The organism is Streptomyces sp. SID5643, assembly GCF_009872555.1.
In the GTDB taxonomy this organism is placed as follows: Bacteria; Actinomycetota; Actinomycetes; order Streptomycetales; family Streptomycetaceae; genus Streptomyces; species Streptomyces iakyrus.
On sequence record NZ_WWIC01000033.1, the window covers coordinates 1 to 12,591 of the forward strand.

A 12,591-nucleotide genomic window follows, 5' to 3' on the forward strand; every position below is an offset into this window, starting at 1 on the left:
CCGCCGGCCTACCCCGCGGCCCCCGGCGGCCCGGACCCCTTCGCGCTGGACCAGCTCGCCACGGACGCCGCAGCCCGCGCCCACGCCCTGCTCGGCACCGGCCGTGACCCGGTCGGGCAGCTGACCTTCTGGCAGGACGCGGTGCGCCTGGCAGCGGCCCGCCCCGGGGCGGGGCTCACCGCCGGCACCCGGTCGCTCTACGCGTCCCTCGCCTCGGCGGCGGGCCGCACCCCGTCCGAGCTGGCCCGGGCGGTCGCCGCCTGGCGACAGGGAGGGCTGGAAGGCCTCGCCGTACTGGAGGAGCCGTGGGACCCGCCGGCCGGCCGGTTCGACCGGGCCCGCCCCCTCCTGCTCGCCGCCGACCTGCCCGCCTTCCGCCCCTGGCGCAACCACCTCACCCACCCCCGGGGCCACCTCCAGCTCCGCCTCGGCCGCGACGGGCTCTGGTACGCCTACGAGTCCGAGCCGGGTCACGACGACTGGTGGCCGAGAGGCACCCCCGACCTGGACCCGGTCGGCGCCCTCACCGGCCTCGGTCTGCCGAGCGACTACTGAAGACGCCCCGGCGCCCCGCACTCGCTCATGCGCCCCCGCACTCGCTCATGCGCTCCCGCCCGCGCCCTCGCAGCTCTCGCAGCTCTCGCACCCCTCGCTCCCCGGGCACATCAGTGAAGGCGGTGTGAGGGTGCACCGGTGATATCCGGGAGCCAGGTGCAGGGATCCGGGGACCCGCGTGAGACATGTCGGAACGGGCGGTTAGCGCGGAGCGGTGAGTGAGACCACGACCCCTGCCCTCCAGTACCGCTTCGACGGCCCCGAAGACGCCCCTGTTCTCATCCTCGGGCCCTGGCTCGGCACGACGTGGCACGTGTCGTAGAAGCCGTCTCCGGGCGTCCACACGGTCTGGAATGACACCGTTTGCGCGGGCAGATTCCCTGAGATCCGGGAGCGTCTACGGGGTTGGTGACACATGCGTGACACGCGAGGCACCTCTGGCGGACTGGTTCGCGGGGATGCAGTGCAGACGGGGGCGGCGCAAACGCCGTTCACTGACCCGCCCGGCGAAGAAGGCGATGCCCGCTGAGGATCTGATCGGCCGCAACTTCACCGCGAGCGCGCCGGGCGAGAAGCTGGTCGGCGACATCCCCTGCATCCCCGCCGACGAGGGCTGGCTCTATCTGGCGACCTGGCGACCTGGCGACCTGGCGACCTGGCGATCTGGCGACGCGCGAGATCGTCGGCTACTCGATGGCCGGCCGCCACCGCGCGTTCCTGGTCGTCGACGCCCTGGGCATGGCTGTCGGCCGCGGTCGGCTCAAGCCCGGCTGCATGGCGCATTCCGATCGCGGACGGAGTACGAGCCGACGCCGACCTGGTGCCGTGGCACGCTGGAGTACGCCCCGCGTCCCGCGAGGTCGAGGTCGGCTGGCTCATCCATCATGCCGGCCACGGCCGTCAGTACACGTCCATCTGTCTGACAACTCGCCCCATGAGAGCGCGAGTTCAGGCATCAATAGGTTCCGTCGGGGACTCGTGCGGCAATGCTCTCGCGGAAAACTTGTGAATGCTGATCAAGACGGAGTGCGTGCGCGGTCGCGTCTTCGCGACCAGGGCCGAGGCGAACCTCGCGCTCTTCGAGTACATCGACGGCTTCCACAACAGCCGGCGCATCCAGGAACGGCTCGGCTGGCTCAGCCCGATCGAGTCCAAGGAGGAGCATTACACCAAGCAGGCGACGGCCGAGCCGACGAACCTGAATTCCCGTCAACCTGCTCCGACCGGCTGATCACCTCCTACCGCACAGCGGGGGAATCTCAGTCACGGACCAAATCCCGGTTCGGCCCTCGGGTACACACCTCGGCTGACGCGCTGCCACTCGTTCATGGACCGCTCGATGAGACGGTTCGCCTGCTCTCGAAGGCCGTCAAGGAACTTGGCGTAGTGGCGAAAGAGAACCTCGATGGTCTGGCCGACGTGCCGGACGCACTCGGCCGTATCCACTCCGGAGTAGAGCCTGAACGAGATTCCCGCGTGCCGGAGATCGTAAGGCCGCTCGGCCAGGCGAGAAATGCGCTCAGCCTGCCAGGGGCAGCTGTTGATCGCGGCCAGCATGGGCGTCGGATGCGGCTCACCGACTTCGGTGAGAAAGTCCTGGCCGCTGCCTCGCCGTACGCCGACCAACTCGGCGCCGGTGACGCCTGACGGGCATCGGAACGAGCGCCGCGACAGGCGCTCGGTGACGGGCGCGTGAGCAGCAGGAAGACAGACCGCCCTCTCCGCTCACGAAAACATAACGAGGCTCGAAGGTCATGAGCATGCCGTGATACCTTCCCGACGGCCTGCGATCTTCACACGTAACTCCCGCGAATCGGGCCAGTATTGAGCGCGCGGGTCCAGGCAACTGGGCTGCCCAGTCGCTTGATCAGTGTTCCGGCGGACCCTAGGTGCGCCGGACCAGGGGAGGGGACCACTTTTGAAGCTCATCTCGCTACGCGCGAAGACCGCCGCAGGCGCATTCGCCGTCACCGCGACTGCCCTGCTCGCTACCGCCACACCCGCCCAGGCGGCCACCTACAACGTCATGGACAACTGTGACGTTCCGTGGATCAACTGCACGGAGGGGGACTTGTGGCTGTTCTACAACTCGAAGGAAATCGCCGTCCAGGGCGGTTACTACAAGTCGGCGTTCACGGTGTACTACAGCAACGTGAGCGACCACTGGGGTACCAGCCAGTACCAGGGGTCGACACTGACAACCTACCGGTACGTGTTCGGTAACGGCGGCAACGGAAACGGCCAGTACATGAAGAACAACGCGGCGTCCGTGCAGAACTGCGCCCGAGACGACAACTACCGCGTGTACTACAACTCCGGCTACGGCGGTACATCTCAGTACTTCGCGAAGAACGGCCCCTACGGGGACTGCAACATCACCAACCTGATCTCCGCCCTGAAGAACAACAACGCGTCCTCCCACTTCGCCTGAGAAGGAACGCCCGTGAAGCACATCAAGCGGACCGCCACCGCAGTAGCCCTGGCCACTTCAGCTCTCCTGGTCAGCGCCTGCTCCGCCGGCACGACCGCGGACACCGCGGACAACGTTGCCGACGGCAAACCGATCGTGAACAAGGAAAACTGGCCGGAGAAGATACCCACGAGTGGCCTGACCAAGGATCTAACCCTTCCATTGGAGGCGTACATGGCCTCCTACGAGGACCAGGTCACCGTTGAGCAGGCCGCCAACGAGCTCCAGCAGTCCTGTATGAAGGACTACGGCATCGACCTGACGCTGCCACGGGCGGGTGCCAACCCGCCTCCCAGTGACAACGACGCCAACATCGAACGCCGTTACGGCCTCACCGACCGGGCCCAGGCCGAGAAGTACGGCTACGAACTCCCCCCGGCGCTGCAGGAGCACACCAAGCAGACCATGCGTGACCTGTCCGGTGTCGAGGTCGAGGTCCTGACCGGCCATACCAAGCCCGAACTGCCCCAGGCCCCGGAGGGAGTCAAGACGGGATCGGCGTTCACCGGCCCCGGCCAGACGAAGCCCGCTCGGGCGGAGTACAACGGAAAGAAGTTGAGGGCGGGCGGCTGCATCGGCTGGTCCAAGGCTCAACTCGGCGTGAAAGAAGCCGACCCGACCTTCGTGGCGCAGCTCGCCGGGGACAGCCTGGTGCAGTCAATGAAGGACGACAAGGTCATCAAGGCCATCGCCGCGTGGTCTTCGTGCATGGACGGCAAGGGACACAAGGGACTTGCCGACCCGTACAAGGCGATGGACCAAGGTGTCACCCACGACGGCAAGCCGTCGCAGGAGTCCATCGCTCTGGCGGTCGACGACATCGACTGCAAGAAGCAGACGGACCTGGTGAAGATCTGGTCTGAGGTGGAGTCCGCGATCCAGAACAAGCAGATCACCGACAACAAGAGCCGGCTGACCGGCATCAAGGAGCAGCACGGCACGGAAGTCGCTGCCGCGCGCAAGCAGATGGCGGCTTCCGCCCAGTGAAGGCTGGTGCAGGAGTGCCCGGGCCGTGGGTGGTCCGGGCACTGTCCCTGATGGCGGTGTGCGTGCTGGCCGCCGGGTGTACGGACGGCGCCGCCGACAGGGCCCCCGCGTCGCAGCGGCCGGCGACACCGAGCGCGGAGCAGAGCAGTCCGCAAGTACGTCCATCGCCTGTGGCTTCGGTGCACTCCGAAGGCCGCACGCGTGTCCTGGAGTACGGAGACCTGGTCGTGCGTGCCACGCCGGAAAGCAGCGGTGTACGTACCGAGATCGAGGTGGCCAATACCTACGAGCGGGATGCGACGTACTCGGTCCAGATCAGCATCGCTGACGGTGAGGGATGGACCGCGCATAACCGGTTCTGGCTTCAGGATGTCCCTCCGGGCGAAACCGGGAGGAAGGAGGCGGTGATCGGCTCGGAAGACATGGGTCCGGCCCCGCGGATTCCGAAGATCTACGTCGATGAGTTCACTCCGATCGTCGACCGAAAATAGCAGAGGGAGCGCTTCTTACTGTGCGTAAAAGACAGAGGCAACGCGCGGTGGTGATAACGGCAGCGACTGCGCTTCTCGCCTCGTCACTGTCCATCTCCGCGCAGGCTCAGGGACCGGAGGTCCCCGACAACGCCGTGCAAGGCGGCAAGAGCCTGCCGAAAGCTACGAGCAAGCCCCGCGAGGTCGGCAAGAAGGACCGTGCCGCTGTCCTGGGTGACAACCACTCCTCTTCCAAGGACGTGGCCCTTTCCACTTCCGGCGACGGCACCGGATTCCATGTCCTGACAGGCAAGGAGAAGGACGGCTACAAGTTCACCACCGTAGCCACCCTGCGCGAAGACGGATTCGACGCGGACTCCTGGATCGGTAACGCGTGCGTGACCGGGTCCGGGAAGTACGCGGCCGTCGCCTACGCACCCCGGACGTTCACCAACAAGCCCGAGCTGATGGTGCGCGGCGCGTTCACCGCCGTCGTCGACCTGGGCAGCGGCAAGGTCACCAAGCTGCCGTTCACCGCGTCGCTGGCCTACTTCTCCCCGGGCTGCGGCACCGGGGACGACGCGGTGTTCACCCAGCTGACCCACGACGGGGACGAGGAGCAGAAGACCCGTCTGATCACCGTGGACGCGGCCACCGGCGAACAGTCCAAGCCGGCCGCCTTCCCCGGCCAGGTCACCTCGGCCGTCCCGACCCGGCACGGCATCGTGGCCGGCCACGGCAACAGGCTCGTCCGCATCAACGGGCGGAAGGAAACCGTCCTTGCCGTGACGAAGCACGTGCCGTTCCAGATCGCGGCCGACAGCGGCGACGGCGTGACCTTCATCGACCGGGAAACCGACTCGAAGAAGACCAGGGCGAAGTCCTGGGCCAAGCGGCTGAACGCCACACAGGTCAAGGGCAAGAAGACCACCCCGAAGACGGTGGCCGAAGGAAAGCTCACCGACTGGGACCTGTCCGCCACCCCCGGCGGCACGGTGTTCCTCACGGGTAAGGCCAAAAACACGGGGACCCTGCCGGGACCGGTGAGGAACCCGGGGCATCTCGCCAAGGGTGCCCGCATGTCGAGCCTGGGGCACGCGGGCGTGTCCACCTCCTGGGCGGACGGCAAGACCAGCCTGATCACACCCCAGGACGCCAAGCAGGTCCGCGACGCGCGGATCACCCTGGACGTGGTCGCCACCGGCAAGCGCACCGAGCTGGACGCGACACCTCAGCTGTCCGCCGGGCGGGCGGAGGCCGGAAGCCGGCTCTCCCCGGCGCTGGGCCTGCGGGCGGGGAAGGGCTCATCCGCGAAGCCGTCGGTCAGCGGTGACAGCGAGGGCATGTCCACTCAGACGATGCGCACCCAGCTCATCACCGGCACGACGGACAGCCCGTCCGAGGGCGCCGGCGAACGCTACTGCGCGGTCGCTCGCAACGACGTCAAGAAGCAGGCGTTCCAGCCCACGCCCCGTCAGGTGGAATGGGCCGTGGACCAGGCCGTCGTCGGTGAGCTGGACTTCTACCGCTCGCCGAACTGGAAGAACACCGGCATGGGCGGTTACCAGCCCCAGGGCCTGTTCCCGCCGATCGTGCTGGCCGGCGATCCCAACGGCACCCTGGACAACGAGGACCCCGACGTCACCGACCGCTGGCACATACCCTCGCAGGTGATGCTCGGCGTCACCGCGCAGGAATCCAACATGTGGCAGGCCACCCGGTTCGCCGTCCCCGGTGTCACCGCCAACAGCCTCGTCGGCAACTTCTACGGCACCCAGTACGCCTCCGACGGTACGCAGGCCGACCCGTGGCGCATCAACTTCTCCGAGGCGGACTGCGGTTACGGCATCACCCAGGCCACTGACGGCATGCGGCTGGCCGGCAAGGAGAAGGAGGGCGAGACGGCGCTGTCCCCGCTCACCCAGGATGCCGTCGCGCTGGACTACACCGCCAACATCGCCTACGGCGTGCAGATCCTCTCCGACAAGTGGAATCAGACCTACCGCGCCGGCATGAAGGTCAACGACGGCCATCCGAAGTGGATCGAGAACTGGTTCTTCGCCCTGTGGGCGTACAACTCCGGCTTCTACGAGACGGCTGACTCCGCCGGGCACAAGGGGCTGGGCTGGACCAACAACCCGGCCAACCCGTTGTGGAAGGCCAACCGGGTCCCCTTCCTGCAACACGCCACGGACCCGTCCAGGGACGACTACAGCCATGCCGCGCACCCGCAGGACTGGCCCTATGAGGAGAAGGTCCTCGGCTGGGCGGCTCGCCCGATTTCGGCGATGTTCGCTCCCGGCGACTTCAAACCGGGCTACCTGGCCGCCTGGTGGAACAGCAACGCGTACCGCAGCAGCGTCAAACCGCCGATCGACACGTTCTGCGACGCGTCCAACAACTGCGTGCCGTCCAAGATCGGCGACAACGACTCCAACGATCCCGGCATGGGCGCCTGCCAGCTCGACGCGGGCGACTCCGAAACCAACCCGCACTGGCTGCACTGCTGGTGGGACAAGTCGGCCCAGTGGAAGGACTGCGACCGGCTGGCCCAGTGCGGCCACCAGGTCCACCGCTTCAACACCTCGTATCCGGAACAGCCGGACGCCAACTCCTACCCGCCGCGCTGCAGCAGCGGCCTGCCCTCGAACGCGCTGATCGTGGACGATGTGCCGAGCGGTACCACCCCGGCGGGATCGGCTTCACGCGGATGCGGGGCGGTGAAGTCGGACGGCACGTTCACCTTCACCTACCAGCCATCCGACATCACCGATGCCGACACCGGGCAGACGATCACCACCTACCCCGGCAAGATCGACACGCACCAGATCGGCGCGGCGTACGGCAACCACTTCTGGTTCACCCACACCCGCTCCCCCGAATCCTTCCCGGCGCCCGGCGACCGGATGAAGGTCACCGGCACCTGGAAGCTCGGCCAGAAGATCACCGAGCACAACGGCCAGGCCAAGGTCTACGCACACATCCCGGACCACGGGGCGCAGACCTCCAAGGCCGAATACCGCATCAAGCACGGACACGGCACCACCGTCAAGGCGATCTCCCAGGACGCAAACCAGTCCAACAAGTGGGTCGACCTGGGCGCCTACCAGTTCAACGACGCCGTTCCCGAGGTCAGCCTGGACAACTTCAACGGCGGCGACGGCTCCAAGGACATCGCCTTCGACGCCATCGCGTTCGTCCCGGGCGACTACTCCGGCATCCCGGCCGATCTGACCTTCGGGGACGCCGACCCGAACGCGCCGGAGCCGGCCGCGATCGAGCCCCCCGAGACCATCCCGGGCGGCTTCTTCCCGATCGTCGGAACCTCACTCAAGTCGACCGGGGCGGACAGCGCCTCCATGAGCGGCGCGCAGGTAACCGCGGACGCCACCGCCACCTGCTCCGTGACCACGAAGTCGGTGACGTACACCCGGACCCAGGCGTGCATCAGGGACGACATCGGCATCACGTATTTCCAGAACGGCACCCCGGCTGGCAACGCCATCTTCGACTACCAGCAGCAGATCGATCTCGACGTCAAGAGCGACACGTTCACCCAGAGGGTGAACATCACCCTGAAGTCGATGGACCCGGCCGTCACCAGCGCCCGAATCGACGTCGACTTCAACTGCCGCGGCTACTGCCAGACGGACACGCCGGTCTGGACCGGCAGCAAGACCTGGGTCAAGGGCGAGTTCCACACAGCCACCGCGATCTCGAAGATCAAGTGGACGAAGGGGACGGACCGCAGTGCCATCTCTCCCCTCTGGACCGTCAAGGGCGCTGCCAACGGAGCGACCACGGTGAACTCCGTCGACGTCGAGAAGCAGGAACTGGACGTCCGCTGCGACGTCGAGGTGGGGACCACACCCGGCTGTGTCTTCAGCCGCTACAAGCCGACGTACGTCATGAACTCCAAGAAGTTCCCGGCGGCCGCCGCGCACGCGTGGCTGATCCAGAACAAGCTCCCCGGCCACTACGGTCTGCGGGGCAACACTCCGCTGACCTTCTTGGCCGACGACGTTCTGGTGCCTGACCCTCCGACCAGCACCAAGAGCCTGGTCGACCACAACCGCGACACCATCTGCCCGACAGCGTGGCAGCGCAGCCCCTTGGCCACCATGTCGGACAACCTGGGATCCGGTGACGTCCCCAGCTGCGACGAGTTCCCCTTCGCGGCCAGCTGGCAGAGCGCCGCGATCCCCAAGGCATGGGGCGGCCAGAACCTCAAGACCGTCGCCTCGGGCGATGAATGCGTGAACACCATCGCCGTCAAGGGCAGCGACGGGCTGTGGCGGCTGATACCCGACGCGCGCTACGACGTGCCAACCTGGACGGAGCCGTGCGGCAGGTCAAGCATGTCGAACAACCAGAACACACAGTCCATGAGCCTCTTCCCGACATTCCGGAGGAACAACCGCGTCCTCGAGGGCGACAACTACTGGCTTGACGCACAGAAGCCGTAACGCGGATATCGCACGTCGGTGGGGGCCGGGCGGATCACCACCCGGCCCCCACCGACGTGTACGGACTCAGTCCCAGACCACCCGCCCATCCTGGACGGACGCCCGGCGCCCACGCGTGAGCACACCGTCTCCACGGCCGTGTTCCAGCATGTCGGCCACGCCTGACAGCAGCTCTTCCAGCGACGAGGCATACCTCTTCGGGTAGTCGGTCTCGCGGTAGGCCAGCACTGGGACGCTCCCGTCCCTCTGCCCCGCGTCCAGGATCAGTCCGTAGTGGGCGTCCGCCTCGGCCAGGACCGGAATCCATGAAGGCTCCCACCAGTCCTCATCGCCGATGTCCTCGGCGATACGGAGGTTGTTCTGATACCGGTCGACGATGCTCCGGCAGTCGAGAAACACCTCACCACCGGGGAAGATCTTGGAATCAAGATGGGGGGTGAGCCGGACCCCTCCCGGAATCGCGATTCTGGCATCCTTCGCGGTGCTGCCGTTGTTGAACCGCAGCCACGCTTCCAGAACCTCGGGGACTTGGCATCCCAGGGAATCACGCAGTTCTTGGATATCGGCCTCGGTGGCCGGAGGATTGAGCGCCTGCGCACTGGCGGGGGCGTTCTCCTCCAACCACCGGACAATCCTGGCCCACGACGACCTGACAGCATTCGCATGAGACATGGAATCTCCCTCCCGGCTCAGATCGGCACGTTAGCGCAGTCCGGACCCTCCGACCGCCTTGGTCTTCGAACACCACCGTCACGACTGCGCGAATGTACGCCGTGGACGGCGCAGAGAGCAGACCACGGCGTCATGGGACCACCTCTCGGCTACGTGTCATGCCGGGGAGCGAAGAGGGGGCGATCACTGCGGCAGCGTATCGAGGCCCGTGCGCGCTCGTGGACGACAGGGCCCCGGATTCCGGGCTGTGGAATCCGAGGGCTCGGAGTCGTGGAGAGGTGTGTGAGGCCGGTCAGCTCTCGGTGGAGTCGTCGGTGGGACTGTCCGTGCGATTGCAGCGTGCCAGGAGGAGAACGCCTCCGCCCGCTGCGATGAGCACGGCCGCGCCGCCGATCAGCCACGGTGTGGCGTCGGCTCCGGTGTGAGCGAGAGAGCCCGTCGGCGCCTTCGGCATGGAGTTCCGGAACGGGGCCGCTGCCACGGGCGAGGAGCCGGAATCCGGTGTGTCGATGCCCGAGGCGGAGGGCGTGGCCCCGCTGAGCGCTGAGCATCCCCTCATGACAGCAGAGGATGTTGGTTGTCATGGCGGAGGAGCGCCGCAAGTTCACGGCGGAGTTTCGTGAGGGGGCCGTACGCATCGTGACGGAGATCGGGAAGCCGGTCCCTGAGGTTGCGAAGGATCTGGGGATCAACGAGAGGAGCCTGGCGAGCTGGGTCTCGCGGGCGAAGCGGGCCGAGAAGGCCATGCCGGAAAGAAGGACGCGTTGATCGCCCGGCTGACGGCAGAGAACGTGGCGTTGAAGAAGGAGAACAGGGAGCTGGGGATGGAGCGCGATGCCCTCAAACGCTGCATGGTCCTGTGGGTGAAGTAGCTGCGGCGGACCCGGCCGCCGTGGCCGGGGCGATCAGCTACAACAGGACCGAGCACGGCATCCCGCACACCGTCTCCTGCCGCGCCCTCGGCCCCGTCACCCAGGGCCCGGCTGGCGAGGGTGAAGAAGCCCTCAAACCTGAGGACCTGCTCGTTGGCGCCGCTGCCCGGTGTCTCCGTCACCAACGTCCAGACCGTCCGGGGTGGAAGGGCTTTTGGAGCAGAGGACGGTCGAGGAGATGGCGTACTGAACGAAGTTCTCGAAGGAAGGCGTGAACACCGTGTCGCCGGGCACAAGGGCTATCGCACCGAGGTCCTGGCATTCGGAGCTGGTCGGGATCTTCCCACCAAGGGACGAACTCAGGCCCTTGTGAAGTACATACACGCGCCTGAGCCGGAATTGACGATGGGGTTTAAAATGATCATTCTTGGCCTTATTCTGCTGATCATCGGCCTGCTTGTCGGCATGGGTCTGCTGACGACAATCGGTGGCATCCTCATTCTCGTTGGCGCCATCCTGTGGATCCTGGGTGCGACCGGTCGTGCGGTCGGTGGACGCAAGCACTTCTTCTAAAGTCCTTTGCGGAGTCAGTGTGCGGACCATCGGTCACGCTCTCCCCGACAGCACCGCCTACGCAGCCACCAACAGCTGCGCCAGCCACCGGTCCTGCTATTGGGGGCGGGGCGTAGCGGTGGCCCATCTTGTACAGGCCCGTAGGCGTAGGAGTAGGCGTGCGTGCGCTTGCCCGTGTCGTCGGCGAGGCCGAGGACGTTGCCGGTGGCGTCGGTGAGGTAGTAGTAGGACTTCCGCACCCAGGCGTCATGGAGTTCAAGGTGTCCGCCGGCTCGCGGATGAATCCGGTTCGACGCCGTTGGCCGTCGTGGACGCCAGACCCAGTGCGGTGTGGTGGCACCAGGTCGAACCCAGCTTCGTGCGCGCGGAGTTGTCCGTGCCCGCGTGGACCAGGTCGTAGCTCGTACCGGCCGTGGTGGCGGAGAGCTGGCTGTAGTCCGTCCACGTTTCGTTCGTGCACCTCGTGAGGGCTGGACGCCGGGTAATCGCCTGGCGGCCAGCCCTCACGCTTTGCGGTAGGTACTGTTGCTTCAGTTCACGTTCTGAAGTCCGTACAACCTCTCACTGGCCGCGGATGTCAACGCGTATCCTCGCCACTCCCGGACACCGACTTTCTCCGTGCTACGGCGATTCCTCCCGCAATTAAGCCGACCGCAGCGAACAGCACGGCGGACTGCCAGATCGGCCAGTCGAAAAGTCCAGCCGCAGTGGCAACAACTCCCACAAGGCAGGTGAGAGCAGCACAACTGCCGATGACTGCCAGAGTGTTAGGACTCTTCTGTTTCACACGTTTCTCCCTCAGAAGAAGCTGCCGACTGCTCCACCGATCAGGCCGCCCCACATGCCGTTCTCTCGCTCCGCCTGCGTTCCGCCCGCAATGGTGGCGCCAGCGGCGCCGCCCCCTGCGCCCCAGAGCGCGCCGGTGACTACGGCAGCGCCAACACACGCGGCGCCAGCAGTACCGATACACGCAGCACCCACAGCTGCTGCACCGAGACCGCCGGCCACTGTGCCAGCGACAACACCCACCGCATCAGCGACTGAGAACAGGCCCGTCGGGTCGGTGTTGTTGATGAAGTCGTCGGTGGCGTAGAGGTAGGGGTTCGCCTCCTGCCCCGACGGGTCCGGCTGGGTGAAGCGGCCGAGGGACGGGTCGTAGTAGCGGTGGCCCATCTTGTACAGACCCGTGGGGTCGAGGTACGTGCCCGCGTAGCGGTGGGGCTGGGGGACCGCCTCGGTGGTCGTCCCGCGAGGCAGGCCGGTGGGGCCGTAGGCGTAGGTGTGCGTGCGCTTGCCCGTGTCGTCGGCGAGGCCGAGGACGTTGCCGGTGGCGTCGGTGAGGTAGTAGTAGGACTTCCGCACCCAGGCGTCATGGAGTTCAAGGTGTCCGCCGGTTCGCGGATGAATCCGGTTCGACGCCGTTGGCCGTCGTGGACGCCAGACCCAGTGCGGTGTGGTGGCACCAGGTCGAACCCAGCTTCGTGCGCGCGGAGTTGTCCGTGCCCGCGTGGACCAGGTCGTAGCTC

General features: G+C 66.6%; 11 protein-coding genes and 1 pseudogene. 8 read left to right on the forward strand and 4 right to left on the reverse strand.

Annotation, left to right across the window (positions count from 1 at the left end):
- Both GTY56_RS03590 and GTY56_RS03595 read left to right on the forward strand, forming a co-directional pair.
- A pseudogene (locus GTY56_RS03590) lies at positions 1-555 on the forward strand (SWIM zinc finger family protein); the annotation flags it as partial.
- 1,009 nt (positions 556-1,564) lie between these two features.
- Positions 1,565-1,786: an IS3 family transposase gene (locus tag GTY56_RS03595; protein ID WP_161362381.1), complete on the forward strand. Its 222-nt coding sequence runs from the start codon at positions 1,565-1,567 to the stop codon at positions 1,784-1,786.
- A gap of 32 nt (positions 1,787-1,818) precedes the next feature.
- Here the strand turns inward: GTY56_RS03595 and GTY56_RS03600 are convergent, their stop codons facing one another.
- A complete protein-coding gene (locus GTY56_RS03600) occupies positions 1,819-2,112 on the reverse strand; it encodes a hypothetical protein (RefSeq protein ID WP_237524363.1) in 294 nt (97 codons plus the stop codon).
- A gap of 361 nt (positions 2,113-2,473) precedes the next feature.
- Here GTY56_RS03600 and GTY56_RS03605 point away from each other — a divergent pair, with 361 nt between their 5' ends.
- The 4 genes from GTY56_RS03605 (at position 2,474) to GTY56_RS03620 (ending at position 8,948) form a co-directional block, all read left to right on the forward strand.
- Positions 2,474-2,986, forward strand: coding sequence for a hypothetical protein (locus tag GTY56_RS03605; RefSeq protein ID WP_237524364.1), 513 nt, complete (start codon positions 2,474-2,476; stop codon positions 2,984-2,986).
- A 12-nt stretch (positions 2,987-2,998) separates the two neighbouring features.
- Positions 2,999-4,012, forward strand: coding sequence for a hypothetical protein (locus GTY56_RS03610; RefSeq protein WP_161362383.1), 1,014 nt, complete (start codon positions 2,999-3,001; stop codon positions 4,010-4,012).
- A gap of 227 nt (positions 4,013-4,239) precedes the next feature.
- The gene (locus GTY56_RS03615; protein ID WP_161362385.1) at positions 4,240-4,503 is read left to right on the forward strand and encodes a hypothetical protein; all 264 of its coding nucleotides are present in this window, start codon (positions 4,240-4,242) and stop codon (positions 4,501-4,503) included.
- Between the two features lie 47 nt (positions 4,504-4,550).
- Positions 4,551-8,948 carry a golvesin C-terminal-like domain-containing protein gene (locus GTY56_RS03620; RefSeq protein WP_161362388.1) on the forward strand — a complete coding sequence of 1,466 codons (4,398 nt, stop codon included), beginning with the start codon at positions 4,551-4,553 and terminating at the stop codon, positions 8,946-8,948.
- Positions 8,949-9,014: 66 nt separating this feature from the next.
- Here GTY56_RS03620 and GTY56_RS03625 read toward each other — a convergent pair whose 3' ends face one another.
- Together GTY56_RS03625 and GTY56_RS41490 are read right to left on the reverse strand one after the other, a co-directional pair.
- On the reverse strand, positions 9,015-9,569 hold the full coding sequence (locus tag GTY56_RS03625; RefSeq protein ID WP_161362390.1) for an SMI1/KNR4 family protein: 555 nt from the start codon (positions 9,567-9,569) through the stop codon (positions 9,015-9,017).
- A gap of 343 nt (positions 9,570-9,912) precedes the next feature.
- Positions 9,913-10,179, reverse strand: coding sequence for an LAETG motif-containing sortase-dependent surface protein (locus GTY56_RS41490; RefSeq protein WP_524540071.1), 267 nt, complete (start codon positions 10,177-10,179; stop codon positions 9,913-9,915).
- Between the two features lie 23 nt (positions 10,180-10,202).
- Here GTY56_RS41490 and GTY56_RS40285 point away from each other — a divergent pair, with 23 nt between their 5' ends.
- Complete coding sequence (locus GTY56_RS40285; RefSeq protein ID WP_237524365.1) at positions 10,203-10,388, forward strand: transposase; 186 nt, start codon at positions 10,203-10,205, stop codon at positions 10,386-10,388.
- 257 nt (positions 10,389-10,645) lie between these two features.
- Positions 10,646-11,065: a hypothetical protein gene (locus tag GTY56_RS39770; RefSeq protein ID WP_202509700.1), complete on the forward strand. Its 420-nt coding sequence runs from the start codon at positions 10,646-10,648 to the stop codon at positions 11,063-11,065.
- 798 nt (positions 11,066-11,863) lie between these two features.
- On the opposite strand, the gene GTY56_RS03640 is transcribed toward GTY56_RS39770, so the two are convergent.
- A complete protein-coding gene (locus GTY56_RS03640) occupies positions 11,864-12,427 on the reverse strand; it encodes an RHS repeat-associated core domain-containing protein (RefSeq protein WP_346345406.1) in 564 nt (187 codons plus the stop codon).
- Between the last annotated feature and the right edge of the window lie 164 nt (positions 12,428-12,591).